Raw genomic sequence first — 24,740 nt, 5'->3', positions numbered from 1 at the left:
GACTATTGTTCTCCTGTCTCTTTCGTATCATCCCTGCACAGATCCAATTGAATTTCCAGCTGCTTCGCCAGATTGTTCAGCACATCATGCGGGGTTCCTTTCATGGTAACTCCAGCCGCTTTCTTATGACCGCCGCCTCCAAAATACTGCGCCACTTTTCTGACGTCCGTCTCGTTCTTAGACCGAAGGCTTACTTTATACACATGAGATTCCAGCTCATACAGAAAAACTGCCACCTCTATCCCTTTGGTCACTCGAAGCTGACTGACAATTCCATCAAGATCCTTAGGTGTCACACCATAGAATTCCATTTCCTCTTGGGTAACATAAGACGCAATGCAGCGTCCATCCATAAAAAGAATACTCTCTAAAAGCGCCCGACCCAAAATCTGGTTCTGCGCATAGCTTTTCTCATAAAACGTATCCTGAATAATCCGCGGCCCGTCTACCCCCTTCTCCAAAAGGGATGCTGCCATCCGAAGGGTCTTAGGGGATGTACAGCTGTACTGGAACACACCCGTATCATGGACAATTCCCATATACAACGCTTCTGCTGTCAGAAGAGACACGTTCTCTTCCTCCAGAAGCTGATACACCAACTCTGACGTAGAACTTGCATCTGCCACCACATAATTCACATCTGCAAAGGCGGTATTGCTGATATGATGATCAATACATACCGTCTGCTTTGCTTGTTCAAACAAAGGTGCAGAAAAGCCCAGTCGATCCAGACTTCCACAATCCAGGCAGAAGAAAAGGTCGTACACAGTCTCTTCTGTTATCTCATGCCGGATCCTCTGTGTTGCCGAAAGGAAACCGAAACTCTCCGGAATCTCTTCCAGATATACGTCCACTTCTTTCTCCGGATACTGTTCTAACAGATACTGGAACAATCCCATAGTGGAACCTACACAGTCCCCGTCCGGTCTTACGTGTCCGCCAATTGCAATCTTCTTCCCTTCGGCAACCAGGCCTTTTAGCATTTCCTTATTCAGAGTCATTGCCCGTTACCTCTTCAATCTTCTTTGACATCTGAACACCATATTCAATCGACTGATCCAGTACAAAGGTCAGTTCCGGCGTATTGCGCATATTTAAGTTATGCGCCAATTCTCGGCGGATATATCCTTCCGCACTTTTCAATCCTTTCACGGTCTCAGACTGTGCATGTTCGTCCCCAAGCACACTGATATAGACCTTACATGTCTTCAGATCCGGCGCAACTTCCGCTGCTACCACTGAGGTCCAGGGAGCCACGCGGGGATCCTTGATCCCACCGCGAATGATATTGCTTAACTCCCGCTGTACCTCCATATTTACTCTAGTATTCTTAATACTTCGTTTTCTCATCGCTTCTATCCCTCCAGCCTGCAGGAGGTTTCAGATCCCTTATCTTGGGATCTCAACCATCTTGAATGCTTCTACCAGGTCGCCTTCTTTGACATCGTTAAAGTTGGCAAATACAAATCCACACTCATATCCTGCTCTTACTTCTTTTACATCATCTTTAAATCGTTTCAGAGACGCAAGAGGTCCTTCAAAGATCACGATGCCATCACGGGTAATCCGCACGGAACAATCTCTCTCAAAAGTACCATCCTGTACATAAGAACCGGCAATCGTTCCTACTCCGGATGCCTTGAAGGTCTGACGCACTTCTGCGTGTCCCAGCACTTTTTCTTCAAATACCGGATCTAACATTCCCTTCATGGCTGCCTCAACATCCTCAATTGCGCTGTAAATTACGCGGTACAGACGAATATCTACACCTTCCCGGTCTGCCGTCTCTTTTGCTGTTGCATCCGGACGGACATTGAATCCAATAATGATCGCATTGGATGCAGATGCCAGACTGACGTCAGATTCATTGATGGCGCCGACACCTCCGTGGATAATCTTCACTACCACCTCTTCGTTGGACAGTTTCAGAAGACTTTGTTTCATCGCTTCTACAGATCCCTGTACGTCTGCTTTTACTACAATACCAAGTTCTTTTAAGTTTCCTTCCTGAATCTGAGTAAACAGATCATCCAGAGACAACTTGGATTTCGTCTCTTCTAACAGCTTCACTTTACCCTGAGAAATAAATGTCTCTGCAAAGTTTCTTGCTTCTTTATCATTCGCGCATCCGACGAATACTTCACCAGCATTTGGAACATCATTTAATCCCAGAATCTCTACCGGCATGGATGGACCTGCTTCTTTCACACGTCTTCCCTTATCATCCATCATGGCACGTACTTTTCCGTGAGCGGAACCTGCCGCAATAGCGTCTCCTACGCGGAGCGTTCCCTTCTGTACCAGCACCGTTGCCACAGAACCACGTCCTTTATCAAGCTGCGCTTCCAAAACCAATCCTCTTGCACGTCTGTTTGGATTTGCCTTTAACTCCAGTACTTCTGCTGTCAGAAGGATCATTTCCATCAAATCTTCGATTCCTTCTCCTGTCTTTGCTGACACTGGTACGAAGATCGTACTTCCACCCCAGTCTTCTGAAATCAGTTCGTACTCGGTAAGCTCCTGCTTTACACGTTCAACATTGGCACTTGGCTTATCAATCTTATTCACTGCGACAATAATTTCAACCCCTGCCGCCTTCGCATGGTTGATCGCCTCTACCGTCTGCGGCATCACACCATCGTCTGCCGCTACCACAAGGATCGCAATATCAGTAGACTGCGCACCTCTAAGTCTCATAGCTGTAAACGCTTCATGTCCCGGTGTATCAAGGAAGGTAATCTTCTCACCATTGGCCTCTACTACAGATGCTCCGATATGCTGCGTAATTCCTCCTGCCTCGCCAACAATTACATTGGTATGACGGATTGCATCAAGAAGAGAGGTCTTTCCATGGTCAACGTGTCCCATAACACATACAACCGGAGGACGCTTCTTCATCTTTTTCTCATCCTCTTCTTCCTCTTTGAGCAGCTCTTCAATGACGTCTACAACCTCTTCCTTCTCACACAGAACATCAAATTCCAGTGCGATCTCTTCTGCAGTCTCATAATCAATTTCCTGATTTACCGTTACAATTTTACCCTGCATAAAGAGTTTCTTTACAATCACAGACGGAACAATCTTCATCTTGTCTGCCAGTTCTTTGATCGTCAGAACTTCCGGAACAATAATGGACTTAATTTCCTCTTCCTGCTTCTGCTCTTTTGGCTGTGGCTTCTGCATCTGCGGCTTCTGATCATTTTTCTTCTTGCCGCCTTTGATCATTGTTCCTTCTTCTTCCTCGCGTCGGTAATCTTTCTTCTTATACTCGTCTTTTCCCTTACCTTTGCTTCTCTGTGGCTTCTGACCTTCCAAAGCAGGTGCTGGAATCTTATTGTCTCTTCTGTCGCTGCCGCGTCTGTTATCCGGTCTGTCACCATTTCTTCTGTTATCGCGGTTATCACGACCATCTCTTCTGTCGCTGCCTCTGCGACCTTCGTTTCTTCCTTCTCCTCTTGCTCCCTGCGGTCTGTCAGAGCGTCTGTCACCGCCGCGTCCCTGGCGTCTGTCATCACCTTTATTCTCCTGTGGACGCTCGGAACGTCTCTCTCCACTGCGGTTCTGACGTCTGTCGTCCTCACGCGCCGGTCTTCTGTCTTCCCGCTCCGGGCGTTTCTCCGCTGCTGGTCTCTGAGCTTCTGCGCGCTTTGGTGCGGCTGCTTTTTCAATCGGCTTTTCAACTGGTTTTTCTGCCGGCTTTTCTACTACCGGTTTCTCTGCCGGTTTTTCTGTAATTGGACGTTTCACCACTTCTTTCTCCTCTTTTGCCAGCGCTGCCGCTTTAGACGGGCGTCCGTTATTAACCTGCATTGGGCGGCCCTGCTGCGCACTTTGTCTGTTCCCGCCTGTTCTTCTTCCCGGCTTATTTCCATTCTGTGTATTCTGCGGACGGAACACGTGCACAATATTTTTCTTCTTCGGTGCCTCTTTTGCTTCTTTCTCATCGTCACCTTTGGAAGCGCCTCCCATTGCTGCTCGTACTTTCTTGGCATCTGCTTCTTCCAGTGTACTCATATGACTTTTCACCTCTATATTGTTGCTGCCAAGGAACTCCAGGACGTCTTTACTTGGCACATCCAGTTCCTTTGCCAGCTCATATACTTTTATTTTTGACATATTACTACCTCCTCTATGCAATTGTATGACCTTCTGCGTCTAGTTGTCTGCAGATTCCATCTGCGAATCCCTGATCCAATATCGCCAGTGATGCCCGAAACTGTTTCCCCATCGCATGACCCAGGGTATCCTTATCCTCCAAAAACCGGATTGGAACCTGGTAGAACTCACACATATTTCTAAATTTTTTCTTTGTATTATCCGATGCATCTCCTGCCACAATGACCAGTGCTGCCCGCCCGGATTTCACCTCTTTTTCCGTGCAGAACTCTCCGCTGACTGTCTTGCCTGCTTTTGTGGCCAGGCTCACCAGGGAAAGGATTCTATTCTGTTTCAAGTGCTTCCATCTCCTTTTCCAATGCGTCGTAGACTTCCTTCGGAATCGCCTGTTTAAAAGAACGCTCCAGTCCTCTGCTTTTTACCGCCTTCTGAAAACACTCACGAGACGGACACAGATAGGCCCCTCTTCCGTTTTTCTTTCCGGTAGCATCCAAAAGGAATTCTCCTTCCGCTGTCCGAATCACCCGGATCAACTCTTTTTTATTCTTCATCTCCTGGCATCCGACACATTTGCGCTGCGGCATTTTCCTAGTATTACTCAAATAATCACCTATTCCTCTACTTCTTCAAACTCTTCAAATTCTATGATTTCTTCATCCGCGGACTCATCGTAAGGCTCTTCGTACTCTTCCTCAAATACGCCTTCCGTCATATCCATATAGTTCTCCGGCAGTTCTCCAGACTCTATCGCCTGTGTCTCGCTCTTGATATCAATCTTATACCCAGTCAGTCTTGCCGCCAGTCTTGCATTCTGTCCTTCTTTTCCAATTGCAAGAGACAGCTGGTAATCTGGTACAATCACACTTGCCGTCTTGTCATCCGGATCTGCCATAACAGAGATGACTTTCGCCGGGCTGAGTGCATTCTCAATCAGAATTGCCGGATTATCGCTCCAGTTGATAATATCGATCTTCTCCCCGCGAAGTTCGTTTACGATAGCATTGACTCTGGCGCCGTTCATACCGACACATGCTCCTACCGGATCTACATCCGGATCGTTGGACCATACAGCAATCTTCGTTCTGCTTCCAGCCTCTCTTGCGATACTCTTAATTTCAACAATTCCATCTTTTACTTCCGTCACTTCAGACTCAAATAGACGCTTTACCAGCTCCGGATGCGTACGGGATACCAGGATCTTTGGTCCCTTCGTGGTATTCTTCACCTCTACTACATACAGCTTAATACGCTCGGTCGGTGTAAAGACTTCTCCCTTCACCTGCTCATTCTCTGTCAACATCGCATCTGCCTTTCCAAGATTAATGCTGACATTCTTTCCAACATAACGCTGTACGATACCTGTCACAATATCCTTTTCTTTTTCAAAATACTGATCGTATACAACCTTTCTTTCTTCCTCGCGAATCTTCTGTAAAATCAGATTCTTCGCATTCTGAGTTGCGATACGTCCAAAAGATTTGGATTCAATCGGAATCTGCACAATATCGCCAAGTTCATAAGAGCTGTCAATCTCTCTTGCATCTTCCAGACTGATTTCTTCCAATTTATCTTCCACTTCTTCTACAACTGTTTTCTCTGCGAACAGACGATAATCGCAGGATTCTCTATCCATAATCAGCTTGATATTATCCGCTTTCCCAAAATGGCTCTTGCAGGCATTTAAAAGAGAATTCTCAATGGCATCCATCAGTGTCTCTTTACTAATATCCTTCTCCTTCTCCAGTATATTAAGCGCCTCTAATAATTCTGTGTTCATTTTCTTATATCCTCCTAATCTTAAAAATCAAACGCCAGGCGAATCAGCGCGATATCACTTCTGTCAAACGTCTTCTCAGTCTCATCTTCCATCGCAATGGTAACGGTATCTGCATCGTATCCGGTAAGCACTCCGGTAAATTCTTTCTGTTTGTCAATCATGCGGTAAGTCCGAATTTCTACTTCTTCTCCCATACTTCTCTTGAAATCCTTTTCCTTCTTGAGCGGTCTTCCCAGTCCCGGAGAGCTGACTTCCAGAATATATGCATCCTCAATATAATCTTTTTCATCCAAAAGATCACTCAGTCTTCTGCTGACCTTTTCACAGTCGTTAATGTCAATGCCGCCCGGTTTGTCAATGTAGGCACGAAGATACCAAGTACTTCCTTCTTTTACATACTCTACATCTACCAGCTCAAATCCATATTCTTCCGTAATCGGAAGTAGGATCTCTTCGGTTTTCTGTTCGTAATTTTCTTTCTTTGACAATCTAAAATTCCTCCTTACCATCTGCAGAATTCAAATACCGGCAGTCCTTCTTTGTATACACTGCAACAAAGAAGAGTGAACTTTCGTCCACTCTTCTGCCGATTCCTTTATGTTACTGTTATCAAGTATAACACTCCATCTCGCAAAATGCAAGGGGTGTTTATTCATTCCTTCGGATCTCCTCCACAAGACTATTCTTTCTCTGCGGAGCATAAGCAAGATATGGCACTGCCACACCAAGAATCAAAAGCAGTGGACACGCTGCCAACATCGGCCAAATCACAAAGTGGTACCGCATAAACCACAACCCGTCAGACAGCGCTCTTATTGCAGTGGCCGAAAACAAGGTGCCAAAGATCAGAACTACCCCGATGGTAATCACCGCATAATAGATTCCCTCTAAAATCAACATTTGAAGGAGCTGCTTCTTCGTCATGCCAATTGATTCCATCATAGCAAACTCTTTGCGTCTGGTCACAATATTGGTCAATACAGAGTTGATAAAGTTTAACACCCCGATCACGCCGATTACCACACTTAAAGTTCCGCCTACCAATACGAACAGATTCTTAAGCCCAGAAAATTCATCCAGCCATTTCTGTTTGGATTCGTAACCCATTAGCGGCTCTTTCGTAATCGTGTAGTCTTCTACAAACTGGCCATAGGCCGTTTCCTTTTCATCCTCTACATTCAGAAGATAACTCATCAGGAAATCTTCGGACTCCATTTCTTTAAATACATCTGCCACTGTGTAGTAACAAAATTCAATTCCATATCGGTTCGTCAAGCCATAGTAATTCTCTTTGATCACCGTCAGAATCTCAAACTCCCTACGGCTTCCGTCCGGAAGCGCCAGCGTCACCTTATCTCCGGAATGATGCATCATTTCTTTTGGCTCTACCTTGCCGTTGTCATCTGTAGAGGTACTATAAATCAAATACTTTCCGGTCTTTAGCTTCTCTTTGATCACCGAAAGATCCTCTTCACCTTCATATACATCGATCTGCTCAAGTGGAAAATCTTCCAGTCCATAAAGAACGGTGCTGGTAGAATAAGCCCCGTTTTCATCTTTTCGTAGATAGTCTTTCTCCGCTCCATACGTCCGATAATATCCTTTGCTGTCATGCGGGATATAGTCAGGAGCTTCCCAGGAGTCTGCCATAAGTCCGAATCTTGTAGAAGAATAAATCCGTCCCCCTTCTTCAAATCCATCCTGCGCCTCACAGGCCTCGATGAAGGACTCTGACAGATTTTCTGTCTTTACCTCTTCACTGTCTCCGCCATAATACTGATCGATACCAAAGTATCTGGCATTGGCAATCTGTAAATCCGTCGTCACAAATTTCTTTAAAAACACATCCATATCAAAAGAACTGGTAACGGTAAATACACTATTTAATAAAACAATCGCCAGTGACAGCGATAACACCGTAACCGTTGTTCGTCCCTTGCTTCTTGACAGGTTAGACCAAGCCATCCGCCAGATCTTTCCGCCATCGGTAGACTTCTTTTGACGCTCTGCCTGACTCTTTTTCTTTCCGCGCTTTCCTGTCGTCCCAAGTTCTGCGCCTTCTGTGTAGCGCACCGCTTCCACCGGAGACACCTTCGCCGCAATCTTCGCCGGCTTTCTGGTGGAAATCAGTACCGTCAGGAAACTAAAGAGCGCCGCTCCAATAAAAATCAGCGGATTCGCGGACACTGCCACTTCTGCCGCCTGATAAGCGCTTCGCTCAATGATCTTTGGCACCAGCGCTTTCCCCACAAAGAATCCACACAAAAGCCCTGCCGGAATTCCCACAAGCGCCATCCAAAACGCCTGTCTGCGCAAGATTCGTCTCACCTGCCGTCCAGTAGTTCCCACCGTCTTTAACAACCCGTAATATCGGATGTCCCGAATCACAGAAATGCGGAAAATATTATAAATGATAAGGTACCCAGTCAATAAGATCAATAAAAGGCCCGCTCCTGCTGCCGCAAATGTCATAGGATCTTTCTCGGTTCCATCCGAGATATAGGCCCAGTTTGCATTGGAAGAAATATAGTTTTTCGCTCCCTCTTTTACCGAATATCCACTTTCTTTGATCATTTTATTGAGCTTTTCCTGGATCCCTCTACTATTCGCAAAATTCACATCCATATAAATAGACCCTGTAGAAGAACCGGTCTCCTTCACCTGATAGGAAAGTTCTTTTTCATGGACTTTTAAATACTCTTTCGATACCGTGACAAATCCCACATTAAGAGCCGGATCCGCCTTTGTCACACCCGTCACCGTAAACGTGCGGTCGATGATTTCTTCTTCATTCTGCCGGATCTGCATCTTTAATGTTACCTGCTGCCCTGCTTCTTTTTTCAATCCCAGAAGCTCCATGGACACTTCATCCATTAGAATTTCGTCTGCTTTCTTTGGCGCTTTTCCATCAATGATTTTTGTAAAACAATGTGGATAGTGATATTCCGGATAGTAAAATGCTTCTACATGCCGTTTCAAAAACTCTGGATTGTTGATTCGATCCGCTACCAGGATTCTTGGCGCCTCCTCTTTGATAGATGGATGAGTTCTTAATTTCTCATATTGCTTCTTCGTCAGGTTCTTCAGTACCCCGTGGCTATCTCCTCCGGCCTGGCGCATGGTCTGCTGCTGAAGCGTCTCCGCCGTTCCAAGTCCCATCGTAAAAATAATGGTAAACAGCATAGTGGTAAGCGCAATAGCCAGCGTAGCAATCCGGTTCCTCATCCCATTGGCTTTGAAGCTTTTTTTCGCCAGCTTCTGAATCACTTTTTGATTCTTCACCTTACGCATCTTTCTCACCACCTTTGACCCGTCTGGTTTTAATTCTTCCGTCTTCAATTCGTATCATACGATCTGCAAGCTGTGCGATCTCTTCATTGTGCGTAATCATCACCACCGTCTGGCCAAATCGGTCGCTGGTTACTTTCAGCAGACTTAATACATCCTGGCTGGTCACAGAATCCAGATTCCCCGTAGGTTCATCTGCCAGCAAAATGGCCGGTTTACTGGCGATTGCTCTTGCAATGGCTACTCTTTGCTGCTGTCCGCCGGAGAGCTGGCTTGGCAGATTGTACTTCTTCTTTTCCAATCCCAACACCTCGATAATATCTTCTACATAGTCCGTATCGATCTCGTTGCCGTCTAATTCCACCGGAAGCACGATGTTCTCATAGACGTTCAGCACCGGAACCAGATTATAGCTTTGAAAGACAAAGCCAATCTTCCGACGCCGGAAAATCGTTAGTTCTTCATCCTTTAATCTGGAAATGTCTCTGCCATCCACTTTCACAATCCCTGACGTCGGACGATCCAGCCCCCCTAACATATGCAAAAGAGTGGATTTCCCGCTGCCGGAAGTTCCAACAATGGACACAAACTCTCCTGGTTCTACACTTAAATCTACTCCGTCAAGAGCCTTCACCAGCGTGTCTCCGGATCCATAATATTTTTTCAATTGACTGGCCTCTAATATCTTCATTCAAAACTCCTCCTTCATTGTCTGATTCTCTGCCTAGTAAAACAGCCTTACAGAAATGTACATTCCATTTCCATAAGGCTACTATATCACTACAATCTTTCTACATTCTTTCTGAAATCAAACAGTTTTGTAAGATTTGGGAAGATACATGCTAAAACAACTGCCCTTTCCTTCCTTAGACGTTACTTTCATGTACCCATTCTCTTTTTGCAGAATCTCTCTTGCAAGATAGAGACCAATTCCAATTCCGTCCTGCTGTTGTACCCGGTCACTTCTGTAAAACCGTCCGAAGATCTGAGCTTTCTCTTCCTCTTTGATTCCAATGCCCTGATCTTTGACATTGATACTCACATACAACTCATAAGCTTTCACCTCTATGGCAACGGTGCTCCCCTCTGGAGAATACTTCACTGCATTGTCAAGGAGGTTACCAAGCGCTTCCACTGTCCATTTTCGGTCATAGGCTGCAAAAATCTCTTCTGAAGCTTCCACTGTAATTTGGATTCCCTTCTTTCTGGCTTTTTCTTCCAGTTCACACACCGCATCTTCCACAAGCGGAAATACCGGCTGAAAAAGCGGCGATACTTCCAACACGTCAGATTCCAGTCTTGACATCTTCACCAGTGACTGAATCAAGAACTCCAGCTTCTCCGTCTGTGTTAGGATCTGATCGACAAGCGTACGTTCTTTCTGATCCGCCGAACACTCCTGCAAAAGCTGCGAATACAACAGGATATTGGAAAGCGGCGTTCTTGTCTGATGGGAAATATCCGACACCAGTGATTTCAGATTTTCCCGCTCCTTCTTCACCTGCTCCATGGACTGTTTAGATGCAGTAAAATACTGTTTCCATCTTGATTCCAATCTGGAAAGCTCTGTCTCGTCGTAACGACTTTCCTCAAAGGTCCCATTCATGGCATCCGTCAGCATCTGATCCAGTCTCTCCAAGGTCTTTTTTGCTCCGATCTGTATCATACTTTCTTCTCCCACACATATCCCAGTCCGTAAACCGTTTGGATTGGACACTTTCCTTCCTTTACTTCCAGTTTCTTACGCAGACGATTCACTGCCACAGAAAGTGCATTCTCATCCACATACCGAAGATCTCCGGTCCAAAGGACATCTACTAGATGTTCTCTGGTAAGGGTCTGTCCCGAATGTTCCACAAAGCTTCGAAGAAGCTTTTGCTCCGTCTTGCTAAGCGTTACTTCTTCGCCATCTGCAAAATACTTCATTTCATCAAAATAAAAGGCATAAGGTCCTTTCACATACCTCGTTTTCCTGTCACCGAACCGCTCCCTGCCCTCTTCCATCCGCATGCGCATCCGTTCCACTCTTGCCCGAAGCACCATCAGACTAAAAGGTTTGGTAATATAATCGTCCGCTCCCAGACTGAACCCCGTCACTTCATCAATTTCCAGATCATTCGCAGTCAACATCAGCACTGGAATCTGAGAAGTCCGGCGAATCTCTTTTAACAACTCATAACCGCTTCCATCGGGAAGGTTCTCATCTAGAAGCACCATATCCGCCGACTGTGCCTTCCAGAGCGTTCGTGCCTGATCAAGGGTAAGCGCAGACGAAAATTCCACGCCTTTTTCCGCAAGCGCCAGTGCTATTCCCTGATTGAGACCAGCGTCATCTTCTACAATCAATATCTTATAAGTATTCTCTGTCATCGGCTTCTCTTCATCTCTTTTCCTGTCTTCGCGTCTTGTCAGTTATCCTCTTGTCTTCGTACCGGTTCCGTCCCGTTTTGCCACTTTCAGACGATTTAATGTTACCTCTTTTTCTTTGTACTTCACCTTAACTTCCGTTCCCTCTTCAAAGAGATAAGCGTGCTCCACCTCATCGTTTTTCCGAAGCTTGATACCGCGGACTCCGACAGCGCCCTTTTTCTTCTCGGAGACTTCTTCGGCCGGAAACCGCAGGAAAAATCCATCTTTTGACTGCAGTACAATTTGCTGATTATCCGTAATGACCTGTACACTTACCAGACGATCTTCCGCCTGCAGCTTGGTCGCGGCAATGGTTCGCTTAGACACCTGGAACTCACTGCCTTCTACCTTCTTTATCATACCCTGGCTGGTAACGAACAGAAGTTTTGCGAAGCGCATCTGCTCAGAGTCACAAATATATACAATCTCTTCTTTGGTACTGTCATAATTACTTACATTATCGATTGGAAGGCTCTTGTCCCGGAATTTTCCATACGGAAGATCCAGCACCTTGACCTGGTGCATCTTGCCGGTATCGGTAAACAGGCAGATCTTCCCGGTATTCATACATGGCAGGATATATTTATTCTCTGCGTCTGCCGCTTCCTTATTCCGCTCATAGGTTGCCGGATCCACCGTCTTGGCATATCCAAATCGATCCATCAGGAATACCACTTCCTGTTCCTCGATCTTATTTTCTTCATAGACCGCTTCCTCGGCATTTTCTATAGCAGTGCGGCGTTTTCTTAAGTATTCCTTCTTAATGGCATCCAAATCTTCGATAATCACGTCTGCCATCGACTCATAATGATCTAGAATATCCTCGTATCTGGCAATTTTCTGAAGCGTTTCTTCATGTTCCTTCTGAAGTGCTTCAATCTCTAAACCAATCAGCTTGTACAGGCGCATTTCCAAAATCGCCGTTGCCTGCCGCTCGGTAAAGCGAAGCATTGCCGCCATTTTTTTTGAAATTCCGGATTTGAATCGAATGTTTTCCGTCTCACCTCTGGTCAGACATGCCTTGGCATCCTTCACCGACTGGCTGCCTCGCAGAATCTCGATAATCAGATCAATCACATCACATGCTTTGATCAGACCTTCTTGGATTTCTTTCTTATCCTGTTCTTTGCCAAGCAGCGTCTGATACTTCCTGGTCGCCATCTCAAACTGAAAATCTACATGGTGCTCGATGATTTTCTTAAGTCCCATGGTCTCCGGTCTTCCGTTTGCCACCGCCAGCATATTGACGCCGAAGGTATCTTCCAAACGTGTCTTCTTATAGAGCATGTTTGTCAGATTCTCAACATCCGCTCCCTTTTTCAGATCGATCACAATCCGGATTCCTTCTTTGGAGGACTGGTTGGAAATATCCACAATATCCGTCGTCTTCTTAGACTCTACCAATGCACAGACATCATTTAAGAACTTCCCGATTCCGGCTCCAATCATCGTGTAAGGAATCTCTGTAATCACCAGGCGCTTCTTTCCGCCTTTCATCTCTTCTACTTCTACTTTACCACGAAGCTTAATCTTCCCGGTTCCCGTCTCGTAGATTGCCGCCAGATCGTCCTTGTTGACTACAATTCCTCCCGTTGGGAAATCCGGCCCTTTGATGAATTTCATTAGTCCTTTGGTACTAATGTCGCTATTCTTCATATACGCTTTGACTGCGTCCACCACTTCCCCCAGATTATGAGGCGGAATGCTGGTCGCCATACCAACCGCAATTCCTTCTGCCCCGTTAACCAAAAGATTGGGAATCCGAACCGGAAGTACCACTGGCTCTTTCTCTGCTTCATCAAAGTTTGGTCCGAAATCCACAATATTCTTGTCCAAATCCGCAAGATAGACTTCCTGTGTCAACTTAGCAAGTCGGGCTTCTGTGTAACGCATCGCCGCTGCTCCATCACCTTCGATAGATCCAAAGTTACCGTGTCCATCAACCAGTGTCATGCCCTTCTTAAACTCCTGTGCCATAACCACCAGCGCCTCATAGATAGAACTGTCTCCATGTGGATGGTATTTACCCATGGTATCCCCTACGATACGGGCACATTTCCGATAAGGCTTGTCATAACGTATTCCCAGTTCATACATATCATAGAGCGTACGTCTTTGTACCGGCTTCAAGCCATCCCGCACATCTGGCAGCGCTCTTGCAACAATGACGCTCATTGCATAATCAATGTATGATTTTCTCATAACATCCGAATATTCCGTTCTAATGATTTGTGAATCCTGCATCTTTTCCTCCAACTGTTTCCATCGATCTCTTCCATTCACACGCTTTTACTATATATCCAGTTCCGCTTCGGTCGCATTCTCGTAGATAAATGCCCGGCGCGGCGGAACTTCTGTTCCCATCAACATCTCTGTTACATCTGATGCCATCCTTGCATCTTCAATCTCTACCCGCTTCAAGATTCTGGTCTCTGGATTGAGGGTTGTCTCCCACAGCTGCTCGGCGTCCATCTCTCCTAAACCTTTATACCGCTGCAGAGTAAACGGTCCCTCATGACTCTTACGGTACCGATCCAGCGCCCGGTCATCGTAGAGATACTCTTCTTCCCCCTTCTTTGGCATCACTTTATAAAGTGGAGGCATGGCAATATAGACATGTCCCTCATCAATCAATTCCTTCATAAAGCGATAGAACAAGGTCAACAGAAGTGTCGAAATGTGCGCGCCGTCCACGTCCGCATCGGCCATGATGATAATCTTGTCGTATCGAAGCTTCGTAATGTCAAAATCATTGCCGTATCCTTCTGAAAATCCACATCCAAATGCATTGATCATGGTCTTGATCTCTGCATTTGCCAGCACCTTATCGATACTCGCCTTCTCCACATTCAGAATCTTTCCGCGAATCGGCAGAATTGCCTGGTACATCCGGTCTCTTGCCGTCTTGGCAGAGCCGCCGGCAGAATCTCCCTCTACAATAAAAATCTCGCACTTTGAAGCATCCCGGCTTTCACAGTTCGCAAGCTTTCCATTGCTGTCGAAGGAATATTTCTGCTTCGTCAGAAGATTGGTTTTGGCACGCTCCTCCGTTTTCCGGATCTTCGCCGCCTTCTCCGCACATCCGATCACCTTCTTTAAATTCTCTAAATTTCTGTCAAAATAGCGTACGATCTCATCACCGGTTACCTTGCTGCACGCCTTGGCTGCATCCGGATTATCAAGCTTCGTCTTCGTCTGTCCTTCAAACCTCGGATCGGGATGCTTGATCGAGATAATCGCCGTCATTCCATTTCGGATATCGGCTCCGGTAAAATTGGCATCCTTCTCTTTCAAGATTCCAAGCTCTCTTGCATACTGGTTCATCACCGTCGTAAAGGTAGTCTTAAATCCCGTCAGATGGGTTCCTCCTTCTGCATTATAGATGTTGTTGCAGAATCCCATAACATTTTCGTGGAACTCATTTACATACTGAAATGCCGCTTCCACCTCGATGCCTTCTGCCTCTCCTTTAAAATAAACTGGTTCGTGCACCGTCTCCTTCTTAGAATTCAGATCTTTGATAAATCCCAGTATTCCGTCTGGCTCGTGATACACGACATGCTCTTTTTCCGCCCCTCTTTTATCCTCGAAGATAATCGTAAGAGAAGGATTTAAGTATGCCGTCTCATGCATCCGGCTCTTGACCTCTTCCGCCCGAAACCGGGTCTTCTCAAAGATCGTGTCGTCCGGCAGAAAATTCACCTTCGTTCCGGTCTTTCTCGTCTTCGCAATCTTCGGCAGCAGTCCGTCTTCTAATTCTACCACTGGTTTTCCACGCTCAAACCGATCGTGGTGAACGTATCCGTCACGGCTGATCTCCACATCCATATAAACAGAAAGGGCATTGACAACGGAAGAACCCACACCGTGCAGTCCTCCACTGGTCTTGTACGCTGAATCGTCAAATTTCCCACCTGCATGAAGGGTGGTATAAACGACCCGGGCCGCCGGAAGTCCGGTTGCATGAAGATCCACCGGCACACCACGCCCATTATCTTCCACTGTCGCAGAACCATCCGCCTCCAATGTCACTTTAATTTCCGTACAAAAGCCTGCAAGATGCTCATCCACTGAGTTATCTACCATCTCATAGATCAGATGGTTCAATCCCTTGGTTGATACACTTCCGATATACATTCCCGGACGCTTCCGAACCGCCTCCAGTCCTTCCAATATGGAAATGCTTTCCGCATCATAGGTATTCTTCTTCGCCATGGCTTCCTATATCCTTTCTATCCTTTTTGTGCAAACGCCCATATATGAGCGCATACGACTCCATACTGCCAATATCTTAGCACAAAGTCCTGTATGGGGCAAATAGAATTTATTTTGTCAGAGCATGGGCAATTTACTTTATCAGCACATGAGCAAGGGTATCTGCCAGAACTTCCATCGCATTTCGCATTTCTTCTACTGTATTGGTCTGAGCTCCTGCTTCAATTAGAAGTGTCCGCGGCTTAAAGTGCATATTATAGCGATATCCGCGCAGGAAAATACGTCTGGTAAATCCGGGGTATTTTTCATTGGCTGCCAGTTGAAGCTGAAGTGAAAATGCCAGATTATCTTCTATGTACGGGTTTGGCAAGTAACTGATATTTCCATTTGCTTTTGTACGGCTTAGTCCATTAAAGAACATAATCTGTGCCGTCGGCTTTCCACCAACTTCTGTCACCAGATGGGTTCCTTCCGCCACGCCGTCCCTGTGCAGATCGATCACCACCTCTATGCTGGGGTGCTCTGCCAGAATTTTCTGAATCTCTGGTTCAGCCAGCTGATAAGCCTGGCTTCGATCCAGCTTCCCATCTACCAAATCATAAACCCCTTCATGGTGAAGCGTTGGAATCTTGTACGTCTCACTCAAAAGCTGAGTTAAATAAGCACCCATTCCTACAATAGAAGTCGCCGGATCTCCAGGCGCCGAGTCGGCAAATGCCTCCTGCGAATGGGTATGATAGATCAATACCTTCGGCTCCTCCTGATCGGGAATCTCAATATGAAGATCTTTTTCCAACAGGGCCTTGGCATTTAAAAGCTGTGGATCTGCCATGGTGTTTCCATCTACCGCATAAAAATTTCCCAACAGATATTCGTAATTCATTAACTTTTCCATACTGGCATCAATGGGCGTGCCCGATGTCTGAACAGCCGTGTCTAAAGGCTTCTCTTCTCCGATCAGTTTTCCCTCTTCATCCACGGCATTTTCATCACTTTCCTGTCTCGCAAGAATCATGGCGTAGGTCTCCCTGTCTTCCACTTCCGTATCCAGAAACTCTTTGTCCTCTACATAGGTTCCAATGGGAAGTAGTTCCATAGCCCGATCAGCCACCCATTCCCAGGGCGTCTTCTCTTCCCCTGCTTCTACGCAGGCAAGCCCTGGAAGCCACCATTTCTTGGCATGTTCCACCGCTGCGTCGGAAAAGACCACCCCTATTTTCATCCATAGTTCTTCGGGAACCTTCTTTCCCAGGCGGATTCCCGCCAAAAGAAAAAGGATCCCTGCCGAAACTACCATCAGCACCCGGCTGATTCTTATTTTTACTTTCACATTTTTCACTCCGCTCATTCCCGGTCTCCCCTGCTTGAGAACCGGACTTTCGTCTTCCTACAGTGTCTTAACACTATATGAGTCCGGCAGATGGATTATGTGCCTGTCCTCCTGAAAACAGAAGATTGAGCGCTTCTGAAATAGTGAAACTGATTCTTCTTATGGTATCATCAATGTCTTTTGGCGTTACAAACAGCCCATTTAAGTGTGGTGAAATCAATTCTTTCACCAGTTCATACTTCTCCGCCGCATTATACCCGGAAAGCACCACGCCTACTCCTTTTAAGGTCTCAGAGCTTTCCAGCGCCCGAATAAAATTTTCCATCGTATCGTTTACGATGGTGGCTGCATCCACAACGGTTGGAACTCCGATTGAAATAACCGGTACTCCAACGGTCTCTTTCGTAATCGCATTTCTATGATTTCCAACCCCGGAACCAGGATGAATCCCCGTATCACTGATCTGAATTGTCCGGTTCAGCCGTCTGGTGCTTCTTGCCGCCAGTGCGTCTACCACAATCAACAGGTCTGGTTTCGTTTGCTTGATCACCCCTCGAATCACTTCCACCGTCTCCATCCCTGTCTGTCCCATCACCCCCGGAATCACCGCACTGACCATGCATACCTGATCTTTCCCCATAGCATAACGTCCATACTCCTTCACGATATGCCTGGTAATGTTCAGATGATCTGCCACATAAGCCCCCAGTGCATCCGGCGTTACGTATCGATTTCCAAGCCCTGCCACTAACACGGAATACTCCGGCTTATCCATCGGAACAAAAGGCTTTAAAAACTTCGCCAGTTCTGCCGAAATCTCCTCATGGTAGCCCTCGTCCGGCACAGCCAAATCCGGCGCCTCCATCGTAATATAAGTTCCTACCGGCTTTCCCATAATTTTCGCCCCATTTTCCGTCTCAATCTTCACCGTCGTAACTCGGATCTCTCTTTCTTCATCATATGTTTCATCCAAAATCACACCCGGAACTTCCACATTATCTGCCGCAAACCGTTCCTTCTGCTCCAGTGCAAGATCCGTCCGGATCCTATACTTCTCGATCATGGTTCCATCCTCCTGCCTACTGCTTCTTTTCATAATTACTATATTTCCTGTTTTTTGGGAAAATATGTAGGTTTTTTTGGAAAATATCTATTGACAGAAAGCATTCCTTGGCATAAAATAAGTTCGTATGTTTCGTTAGAACGTCCGTGTCCGGCTCTAACGAACTGGAATCGATCGAAATCGAAATATAGGATATTGGAGGTGGACAAGTTGGCTAATATCAAATCTGCAAAGAAAAGAATCTTAGTAAACGAAACAAAAGCTGCAAGAAACAAAGCAATTAAGTCTAAAGTAAAAACTTGCGTAAAGAAAGTTGAAACAGCTATCGCTAACAAGGATGCCGAAGCGGCTGCGGCAGCATTAAAGGTAGCAATCGTTGAGATCAATAAAGCAGGAAGCAAGGGTGTTTATCACAAGAACACTTGCTCCAGAAAGATTTCTCGTTTAACAAAAGCTGTAAACAGAATTGCTTAATTATAAATTTGGGACGGGGTTTTTTTAAAAAAACTCCGTCCCAAATTGCATTTTACCCTGTCCCAATTGTACTTCTACTCCAATCTGGAATATCCAAAGCTATTCACAATAGCTTCTATCTTTTCTCCATTCTGACACATCGGACATTTCCCCGGTTCATACGCTCGATAATCAGGAACGTCTTTGCTTGTGAAAATCGTTTTAATCTCCATCCCCGCCACTTTTGAGACGGCGCTGAAAACTGCGCAGACACCGCAAATAGTTCCACCATAATACAGCACCGATTCAATCGCTTTGCTGATCGTTCTTCCAGTAGTCACGGATCCTGCCAGCAGCAATACCTGTTGATCTCTAATCATTCGCTGCTTATTATCTCGGAATAAAATCTGCCCCTGTGTATAATATTCTGGTGTAATCACAGAGATATTATTCCCCGCACTCAGAGACATTCCGGAAGAATCTGCCAGCTGCTCTGCCAAAAAGGTTCCGATCACTTCCGTCTCATCCAGGCACACAATGGTGTTGACATGGGTGTTTGTCTTGTACTCTTCCGCTAAAACCTTCGCCGTTTCTCTGGCGTTATTGTGTCTGCATTTCACCGTCGACATATCGATATACGTGTTCAAATGTGAATTGCTTGTCACAAAATGACCTCTTAACACCTTGATTCTTGCCTTCGGATTCCTTGCAGAGCGCAAATCTTCCATTTTTTCAATCATATTATTCATTTTCTCCCTCCTTTTCAGTGCTTATTTTCTGTTTTCTGATTTCATTCTATCATAATTCACAGAAAAATCTATTCATTTCACATAAAAAGAATGAGGTCTTCCAAAATATTATAATTCAAATGTTATAATTCAAAAAAAGACACGGGATCTCGCAGCGTTCCTGCTGCTTTCCCGTGCCTTTTCTTCTCTATACAAATCTATACAAGCCAAAAACCCGCTGCTTTTAGTTGTTGATCAGTTTATCTGCATCACTCCAGCTATACAGTTTTCTTACTTCTTCACCTGTCTTCTCTGCCGGATGTTCTGCTGCAAGCTTTCTCATTGCTCTGAAGTGTGCCTGACCGCCTGCTTCAGACATGTCTAATAAAAATTCTTTCGCGAAGGAACCATCCTGAATGTCAGAAAGGATCTTCTTCATAGCTTTCTTTGTCTCATCTGTAATAATCTTTGGTCCTGTTATGTAATCGCCATACTCTGCTGTGTTGGAGATGGAGTATCTCATTCCTGCGAATCCTGACTCGTAAATCAAGTCAACGATCAGTTTCATCTCATGTACACATTCAAAATATGCATTTCTTGGATCGTATCCAGCTTCCGTAAGGGTCTCGAAACCTGCCTGCATCAGTGCGCAAACACCACCGCAAAGAACTGCCTGCTCACCGAAGAGGTCTGTCTCTGTCTCTGTTCTGAATGTTGTCTCCAGAACTCCTGCTCTTGCTCCACCGATACCAGCTGCATATGCCAGCGCTTTATCAAGAGCTTTTCCTGTAGCATCCTGCTCTACTGCAACAAGACATGGAACTCCTTTTCCTGCAACATACTCACTTCTTACGGTATGTCCTGGTCCCTTTGGCGCGATCATGGTAACGTCTACATTTGCAGGCGGTATAATCTGTCCGAAATGAATGTTGAAACCATGAGCAAACATAAGCATATTTCCTTCTTCAAGGTTTGGCTCAATATCGTTTTTGTAAAGTGCAGCCTGTTTCTCATCATTGATCAGAATCATAATGATATCCGCTTTCTTAGCTGCCTCTGCTGCCGTATATACTTTAAGTCCCTGCGCTTCTGCTTTTGCCCAGGATTTACTTCCTTCGTAAAGACCGATGATAACATCACATCCAGAATCCTTTAAGTTAAGTGCATGCGCATGTCCCTGACTTCCATAACCGATAATCGCGATTGTCTTACCCTCTAACATAGATAAATTACAATCTTCCTGATAAAAAATTCTTGCTGCCATTTTACATTCCTCCTAAAATAATAAATTCTCATTTTATTTATTAAACAAGGCTGGCCGAAAACCGGTCTCATTTAAAATCGTTTGCTATTCTCCACTAATCTTTCCGCTCTCATCAATGAAGGTAACGTCTTTAATTCCTCTTGCCAGACCTGTGATTCCGGTTCTTGCAAGCTCTAAAATCTCATGTCCGTCCAAAAGATTCAAGAACGCTTCCAACTTTGACTGGTTTCCAGTAAGCTCTACCATCAAAGATTCCTTCTCCACATCTACAATCTTCGCCCGGAAAATATCTGCGATAGAGATAATCTCTGCCCGCTGCGCCGCATTGGCACGAACCTTCACCATAATCAGTTCCCGGTAAACGGAGTCTGCCGGATCAAGTACCTTGATCTCTATGATGTCTTCCAACTTACGAACCTGCTTTTCAATCTGTGAAAGAATCAATTCATCACCACTCGCAACGATCGTAATCCGCGTAAATCTAGAGTCTGCCGTTACTCCCGCCGTAATGCTGTCAATACTGTATCCCCGTCTGCTGAACAATCCTGATATCCGGCTCAACACACCTGGATTATTGTCTACAATCAATGAATATACTCTCTGCATACTGCACCTCTTTTCTTATTTTTCCAAAAACAGAGTGCGTTCTGTTTTTAAATAATATCAATTAATCACACTTTTGTCAAGTAAATCGTGAAACTTTTTTGTAAACTTTTGTAGAAACTTTTTTGTAAACTTTTTTTTGCAAAATTCTCTTTCTACCGTACCATGCGCAGAATGTCTTCTGGATGTTCTGCAATCCCATCTGCCCCGGCCATTTCTAATTCCTCAAGGCTTCCAAATCCGTACAACACACCCAAACAGTCAATCCCAACCTGGTGCGCGCCTTCCACATCGTGCCTGCGATCTCCAACCATCAATACCTTTGTCTTGTCTTTTATTTTACAAACGTCAAGGGCATACTCAATAACCTCAGCCTTACTTCCGCGCCCGCCGTCCAGCTCCATTCCTGCAATATAATCAAAATACGGAGTCAACTCAAAATAATCCATAATTCTTCTGGCATAAACTTCCGGTTTAGAAGTCGCCACGATCAATCGTTTTCCTGCCTTCTTCAGGCCCTTTAGCGTCTCTTCAAGACCTTCATAAACCCGATTCTCATAGAGCCCTTTATCCGCGTAATATTCCCGGTAACAGAAAATTGCCTCCAATGCCTTTTCTTCTGAAAACTGATAATACTTCTGGAAAGAATCACTAAGAGGCGGTCCAATAAACTGACAAAGTTTCTCACGATCCGTCTCTACAATTCCGAATTTTTCAAGTGCATACATGACCGAATTGGTAATTCCTTCGGAAGAATCCGTAATCGTTCCATCCAAATCAAATAATAATGTATGATATTCTGTTCTCATTCTTTCTCACCCTTCTATCTTTCTCCTCTTTTTGAGGTTTTCTTAAAAGCCCTGATTTTTCAACCGGTGAACCAATTCCACGTAAAATTCCCTAACATCAAATCCAGGAATATTCTCCCGGTTCAAATCAATCATGTCCCCATGGGAGATTCCACGCTTCCCATCCACCATCAAATATTGATAAGAAGCACCCCAGGGGAAGGAGGCTTCCGACACGAGTCCATCATTATCTCCATCAAAATATTTCACCAATTGATAAGAAAAATTAAGTGGAAATCTTCCGCCCGATGCCACATTCAATTTAGAACCAACGCTCTGATAAAAAACCTCCGGCTGATCCGGTACTTCTGCATTGAATTTCCGGCATGCCGACGCCGTCAAATCCTGCACGGCCGCAAGGAAATCCGGGTTATCATCGCCCATTTTCCGAAGCGCCGCCTGATACCCATCCGCCACCTTCTGCTGTGCGGATTTCGGAATCTTATCTAAAAGATAATCAGCAAATTCACATCCTCGATGGGGCGTATTAATCGTAGTCAGAGACGCCACAAAGGGAGCCATTCCCAATTTACTGATGGCATAGCGGCTGTCAAGTCCTCCTTTGGAATGTGCAATAATATTGACCTTCCCAGCCCCGGTCTCTTCTAAAATTCCCAAAATTCTCCGTCTTAACTCTTCCCCACTATCTTTGACTGCTGCCGCCGACTGATGATTTCCATAATAGATTCTGGCGCCATTCTTCTTTAATTCCCCAGGTATTCTCCCCCAGTAATTGAAATACCGAAAATCACGAAAAAACACACCGTGCACCATCAGGATCGGATATCTGGTATCGCAGATCTTGTCTTTGACCCGCTCTTGATTCGATCGCATTTTCTGATTCTCAAATACCGCTTCTTCTGACGCCAGATGAATCAAATGATTCAACACCACCAGATTCACAATCGGAAGCCACCCACATAGCAGCCCAATAATCCGCCATTTAATTCCAATCTGAGCCGAACTTAAATACACTCGAATCATTCCATTCCAAAATACCACTGCCTCTGCCAGAAACACCGTCAAAAGATTCCAAAGCCACAGCCAGTGATGATTCCGTAAAACGGTAAAGGCAGATCCGCTCACCAGAATCAATGATCCTGCCAATGAAATTTGAAAAATTCTCAGAAGTTCACAGCCATCCCGACAGATACGAAGTCTGCGCTTTTCGATTTTCTCCCCTGCTGGCGACGGCTTGATATTGAAAAAAAGGAAGCCTGCCAGGAGGCTTAAAACTCCCCAAACAGAAGCTCTTTCACCAAGTACCAGCGGAATATTTCCCGTCAATACAACAATCACTGAAATCAGCAGCCACATCACCCATGTTCCAAAAGAATGTTTCATATATCTCCCCCTTCCTGACGGCATTCAACCGGAAAATCAGGTTGAATTTCCTGTAATGCAATCATTATACCACATTCGCTTCCATTTGACATTCCTTCAAATTCCTTCTATAATATTTGTATTACAAACGTAATATTTAAAGGAGACCGACTATGAATAAACTTCCACAAATTTCCGAAGCTGAATTTGAGGTCATGAAGGTGATCTGGAAATATGCACCTATTAGTACAAATGAAATCACAGAAAAGCTATTGCAGACGACAAACTGGAGCCCTAAGACAATTCAGACTTTAATCAAACGCCTTGTAACCAAAGGCGCTCTCACGTACGAAAAACAAAGCCGCATGTTTATTTATACTCCTGTAGTAAAAGAAAGCGAATATATTGGACAGGAAAGTTCTTCCTTTCTGAACCGTTATTATGATGGAGATATTACAACCATGGTATCTGCTTATATAGAAAGTGATAAACTATCGGAATCAGAACTGGACACACTCCGCATGCTTCTTTCGCAGAAACAGGAAAAAGGAGGAAAATAATATGGCTGTATAATCTATGGTTACCCGACTTCATGATTCTTTCTTCTATAGTACACCTGCAAACATTCTTTACGAATCAACCTAACTCTAGATAACAATATCTGTGTGGTCTATTTGTGTCCACATCTTTGTAATCCACATGGTACTTGCGTACTATTTGAAAATCTACTGGCTTTTTAAATAATGGTCCATCAAACACAAACGAATGGTATTCTCCATTTTCCCCACATATATCAGCACCTTGAGGATAGGTTTCAATAAATTCTCTATCAATTACTTTCCCAAGGAAACTTTCCGGTAATACCGAATGATCAATACATGTTATGATAGCTTTAAAACCAGTTTCAACAAATCGTTTCAAAATTTCCTGAGACGAAATATTCCAAAGCGGGAACTCCGCTTTTATTCCTGATTTTGCACAATTTGATATACGCCTGCTTCGAATTTCTTCTAAATATATGTCGCCAAAAAGTGCCGTTGTAATTCCCTGAGATTTAAATTTTTCAATATACCGTTCCATTGCCATTCCATATTCTTCATCCGACCAGCTTTCATTGAAACGAAATACTGTTAATGGTATTCCGATTTGAGTTGCCTGTTTCATAAGTAGTTCCATTCCGATTTCGTGCATCGCTATTTTGTCTTTTCCTGATGCAATTACTGAAAACAATGAATCCACCTTAAACTGCTTTCCTTGCATCACATAATATAGTGCAAGAGCGGAATCTTTTCCGCTGCTCCAATTAAAATATGCCTTTTCCAT

General features: G+C 44.9%; 23 protein-coding genes. 2 read left to right on the top strand and 21 right to left on the bottom strand.

Annotated elements, in window-relative coordinates:
* Nucleotides 1-2: 2 nt before the first annotated feature.
* The 15 genes from WKT00_RS01915 to gpr all read right to left on the bottom strand — a co-directional run bounded on the left by WKT00_RS01915 (nt 3) and on the right by gpr (nt 18,198).
* On the bottom strand, nt 3-1,001 hold the full coding sequence (locus tag WKT00_RS01915; RefSeq protein ID WP_445292924.1) for a DHH family phosphoesterase: 999 nt from the start codon (nt 999-1,001) through the stop codon (nt 3-5).
* Nucleotides 988-1,350: a 30S ribosome-binding factor RbfA gene (gene rbfA / locus WKT00_RS01910; protein WP_101694414.1), complete on the bottom strand. Its 363-nt coding sequence runs from the start codon at nt 1,348-1,350 to the stop codon at nt 988-990. The genes WKT00_RS01915 and rbfA overlap by 14 nt, the downstream gene beginning before the upstream one ends.
* A 39-nt stretch (nt 1,351-1,389) precedes the next feature.
* Nucleotides 1,390-4,116 carry a translation initiation factor IF-2 gene (gene infB / locus WKT00_RS01905; RefSeq protein ID WP_340260587.1) on the bottom strand — a complete coding sequence of 909 codons (2,727 nt, stop codon included), beginning with the start codon at nt 4,114-4,116 and terminating at the stop codon, nt 1,390-1,392.
* A gap of 13 nt (nt 4,117-4,129) precedes the next feature.
* Nucleotides 4,130-4,453 carry a L7Ae/L30e/S12e/Gadd45 family ribosomal protein gene (locus WKT00_RS01900; RefSeq protein WP_101694416.1) on the bottom strand — a complete coding sequence of 108 codons (324 nt, stop codon included), beginning with the start codon at nt 4,451-4,453 and terminating at the stop codon, nt 4,130-4,132.
* Nucleotides 4,440-4,700 carry an RNase P modulator RnpM gene (gene rnpM, locus WKT00_RS01895; protein WP_274602418.1) on the bottom strand — a complete coding sequence of 87 codons (261 nt, stop codon included), beginning with the start codon at nt 4,698-4,700 and terminating at the stop codon, nt 4,440-4,442. The genes WKT00_RS01900 and rnpM overlap by 14 nt, the downstream gene beginning before the upstream one ends.
* 26 nt (nt 4,701-4,726) lie before the next feature.
* Nucleotides 4,727-5,893: a transcription termination factor NusA gene (gene nusA / locus WKT00_RS01890; protein ID WP_101694418.1), complete on the bottom strand. Its 1,167-nt coding sequence runs from the start codon at nt 5,891-5,893 to the stop codon at nt 4,727-4,729.
* A gap of 20 nt (nt 5,894-5,913) precedes the next feature.
* The gene (gene rimP, locus WKT00_RS01885) at nt 5,914-6,381 is read right to left on the bottom strand and encodes a ribosome maturation factor RimP (RefSeq protein ID WP_101694419.1); all 468 of its coding nucleotides are present in this window, start codon (nt 6,379-6,381) and stop codon (nt 5,914-5,916) included.
* Between the two features lie 160 nt (nt 6,382-6,541).
* Nucleotides 6,542-9,184 carry an ABC transporter permease gene (locus WKT00_RS01880; protein ID WP_173814217.1) on the bottom strand — a complete coding sequence of 881 codons (2,643 nt, stop codon included), beginning with the start codon at nt 9,182-9,184 and terminating at the stop codon, nt 6,542-6,544.
* Nucleotides 9,177-9,872, bottom strand: a complete 696-nt coding sequence (locus WKT00_RS01875) for an ABC transporter ATP-binding protein (RefSeq protein WP_173814216.1) — start codon at nt 9,870-9,872, stop codon at nt 9,177-9,179. Before WKT00_RS01875 ends, WKT00_RS01880 begins: the two co-directional genes overlap by 8 nt.
* A 117-nt stretch (nt 9,873-9,989) precedes the next feature.
* Complete coding sequence (locus WKT00_RS01870; RefSeq protein ID WP_173814215.1) at nt 9,990-10,847, bottom strand: sensor histidine kinase; 858 nt, start codon at nt 10,845-10,847, stop codon at nt 9,990-9,992.
* On the bottom strand, nt 10,844-11,551 hold the full coding sequence (locus tag WKT00_RS01865) for a response regulator transcription factor (protein ID WP_173814214.1): 708 nt from the start codon (nt 11,549-11,551) through the stop codon (nt 10,844-10,846). The genes WKT00_RS01870 and WKT00_RS01865 overlap by 4 nt, the downstream gene beginning before the upstream one ends.
* A 42-nt stretch (nt 11,552-11,593) precedes the next feature.
* Nucleotides 11,594-13,834, bottom strand: coding sequence for a DNA gyrase/topoisomerase IV subunit A (locus WKT00_RS01860; protein ID WP_340260577.1), 2,241 nt, complete (start codon nt 13,832-13,834; stop codon nt 11,594-11,596).
* Between the two features lie 48 nt (nt 13,835-13,882).
* Nucleotides 13,883-15,805: a DNA gyrase/topoisomerase IV subunit B gene (locus tag WKT00_RS01855; RefSeq protein ID WP_340260575.1), complete on the bottom strand. Its 1,923-nt coding sequence runs from the start codon at nt 15,803-15,805 to the stop codon at nt 13,883-13,885.
* A 133-nt stretch (nt 15,806-15,938) separates the two neighbouring features.
* Nucleotides 15,939-17,153 carry a stage II sporulation protein P gene (locus WKT00_RS01850; protein ID WP_340260573.1) on the bottom strand — a complete coding sequence of 405 codons (1,215 nt, stop codon included), beginning with the start codon at nt 17,151-17,153 and terminating at the stop codon, nt 15,939-15,941.
* Between the two features lie 55 nt (nt 17,154-17,208).
* Nucleotides 17,209-18,198 (bottom strand): GPR endopeptidase, encoded by a 990-nt coding sequence (gpr, locus tag WKT00_RS01845; RefSeq protein ID WP_340261541.1) that lies wholly within the window; start codon nt 18,196-18,198, stop codon nt 17,209-17,211.
* A gap of 210 nt (nt 18,199-18,408) precedes the next feature.
* Between gpr and rpsT the strand changes: the two genes are divergently transcribed.
* Nucleotides 18,409-18,672, top strand: a complete 264-nt coding sequence (gene rpsT, locus WKT00_RS01840; protein ID WP_101694424.1) for a 30S ribosomal protein S20 — start codon at nt 18,409-18,411, stop codon at nt 18,670-18,672.
* Nucleotides 18,673-18,746: 74 nt separating this feature from the next.
* On the opposite strand, the gene WKT00_RS01835 is transcribed toward rpsT, so the two are convergent.
* From WKT00_RS01835 to WKT00_RS01815, 5 genes are all read right to left on the bottom strand, one after another.
* A complete protein-coding gene (locus WKT00_RS01835) occupies nt 18,747-19,391 on the bottom strand; it encodes an orotate phosphoribosyltransferase (protein ID WP_101694763.1) in 645 nt (214 codons plus the stop codon).
* Nucleotides 19,392-19,623: 232 nt separating this feature from the next.
* On the bottom strand, nt 19,624-20,643 hold the full coding sequence (ilvC, locus tag WKT00_RS01830; protein ID WP_101694425.1) for a ketol-acid reductoisomerase: 1,020 nt from the start codon (nt 20,641-20,643) through the stop codon (nt 19,624-19,626).
* Between the two features lie 84 nt (nt 20,644-20,727).
* Entirely contained in the window at nt 20,728-21,249 is a 522-nt protein-coding gene (gene ilvN / locus WKT00_RS01825) for an acetolactate synthase small subunit (RefSeq protein ID WP_101694426.1), read from the bottom strand.
* Nucleotides 21,250-21,401: 152 nt separating this feature from the next.
* Nucleotides 21,402-22,055, bottom strand: a complete 654-nt coding sequence (locus WKT00_RS01820; RefSeq protein ID WP_173814213.1) for an HAD family hydrolase — start codon at nt 22,053-22,055, stop codon at nt 21,402-21,404.
* Between the two features lie 42 nt (nt 22,056-22,097).
* Entirely contained in the window at nt 22,098-23,438 is a 1,341-nt protein-coding gene (locus WKT00_RS01815; RefSeq protein ID WP_101694428.1) for an esterase/lipase family protein, read from the bottom strand.
* 152 nt (nt 23,439-23,590) lie between these two features.
* On the opposite strand from WKT00_RS01815, the gene WKT00_RS01810 reads away from it, so the two are divergent.
* Entirely contained in the window at nt 23,591-23,977 is a 387-nt protein-coding gene (locus WKT00_RS01810; protein ID WP_340260568.1) for a BlaI/MecI/CopY family transcriptional regulator, read from the top strand.
* A gap of 76 nt (nt 23,978-24,053) precedes the next feature.
* Here the strand turns inward: WKT00_RS01810 and WKT00_RS01805 are convergent, their stop codons facing one another.
* Nucleotides 24,054-24,740: a Dph6-related ATP pyrophosphatase gene (locus tag WKT00_RS01805; RefSeq protein WP_101694430.1), complete on the bottom strand. Its 687-nt coding sequence runs from the start codon at nt 24,738-24,740 to the stop codon at nt 24,054-24,056.

Origin of the sequence: Dorea sp. ICN-14282, assembly GCF_037890115.1 — a bacterium.
In the GTDB taxonomy this organism is placed as follows: domain Bacteria; phylum Bacillota; class Clostridia; order Lachnospirales; family Lachnospiraceae; genus Dorea_B; species Dorea_B phocaeensis.
The sequence above is the reverse complement of the archived record's forward strand: the minus strand, read 5'-3'. Positions and strand labels throughout refer to the sequence as shown.

What these genes read in the sequence shown, in the direction of transcription:
- infB (WP_340260587.1), bottom strand. Translation starts at nt 4,116, where the DNA reads ATGTCAAAAATAAAAGTATATGAGCTGGCAAAGGAACTGGATGTGCCA.
- WKT00_RS01875 (WP_173814216.1), bottom strand. Translation starts at nt 9,872, where the DNA reads ATGAAGATATTAGAGGCCAGTCAATTGAAAAAATATTATGGATCCGGA.
- WKT00_RS01865 (WP_173814214.1), bottom strand. Translation starts at nt 11,551, where the DNA reads ATGACAGAGAATACTTATAAGATATTGATTGTAGAAGATGACGCTGGT.
- WKT00_RS01820 (WP_173814213.1), bottom strand. Translation starts at nt 22,055, where the DNA reads ATGAGAACAGAATATCATACATTATTATTTGATTTGGATGGAACGATT.
- WKT00_RS01880 (WP_173814217.1), bottom strand. Translation starts at nt 9,184, where the DNA reads ATGCGTAAGGTGAAGAATCAAAAAGTGATTCAGAAGCTGGCGAAAAAA.
- WKT00_RS01805 (WP_101694430.1), bottom strand. Translation starts at nt 24,740, where the DNA reads ATGGAAAAGGCATATTTTAATTGGAGCAGCGGAAAAGATTCCGCTCTT.
- WKT00_RS01870 (WP_173814215.1), bottom strand. Translation starts at nt 10,847, where the DNA reads ATGATACAGATCGGAGCAAAAAAGACCTTGGAGAGACTGGATCAGATG.
- ilvC (WP_101694425.1), bottom strand. Translation starts at nt 20,643, where the DNA reads ATGGCAGCAAGAATTTTTTATCAGGAAGATTGTAATTTATCTATGTTA.
- WKT00_RS01855 (WP_340260575.1), bottom strand. Translation starts at nt 15,805, where the DNA reads ATGGCGAAGAAGAATACCTATGATGCGGAAAGCATTTCCATATTGGAA.
- nusA (WP_101694418.1), bottom strand. Translation starts at nt 5,893, where the DNA reads ATGAACACAGAATTATTAGAGGCGCTTAATATACTGGAGAAGGAGAAG.
- WKT00_RS01860 (WP_340260577.1), bottom strand. Translation starts at nt 13,834, where the DNA reads ATGCAGGATTCACAAATCATTAGAACGGAATATTCGGATGTTATGAGA.
- ilvN (WP_101694426.1), bottom strand. Translation starts at nt 21,249, where the DNA reads ATGCAGAGAGTATATTCATTGATTGTAGACAATAATCCAGGTGTGTTG.
- WKT00_RS01835 (WP_101694763.1), bottom strand. Translation starts at nt 19,391, where the DNA reads ATGATTGAAAAAATGGAAGATTTGCGCTCTGCAAGGAATCCGAAGGCA.
- WKT00_RS01815 (WP_101694428.1), bottom strand. Translation starts at nt 23,438, where the DNA reads ATGAAACATTCTTTTGGAACATGGGTGATGTGGCTGCTGATTTCAGTG.
- WKT00_RS01850 (WP_340260573.1), bottom strand. Translation starts at nt 17,153, where the DNA reads ATGAGCGGAGTGAAAAATGTGAAAGTAAAAATAAGAATCAGCCGGGTG.
- gpr (WP_340261541.1), bottom strand. Translation starts at nt 18,198, where the DNA reads ATGATCGAGAAGTATAGGATCCGGACGGATCTTGCACTGGAGCAGAAG.
- rbfA (WP_101694414.1), bottom strand. Translation starts at nt 1,350, where the DNA reads ATGAGAAAACGAAGTATTAAGAATACTAGAGTAAATATGGAGGTACAG.
- WKT00_RS01810 (WP_340260568.1), top strand. Translation starts at nt 23,591, where the DNA reads ATGAATAAACTTCCACAAATTTCCGAAGCTGAATTTGAGGTCATGAAG.
- rnpM (WP_274602418.1), bottom strand. Translation starts at nt 4,700, where the DNA reads ATGCCGCAGCGCAAATGTGTCGGATGCCAGGAGATGAAGAATAAAAAA.
- WKT00_RS01915 (WP_445292924.1), bottom strand. Translation starts at nt 1,001, where the DNA reads ATGACTCTGAATAAGGAAATGCTAAAAGGCCTGGTTGCCGAAGGGAAG.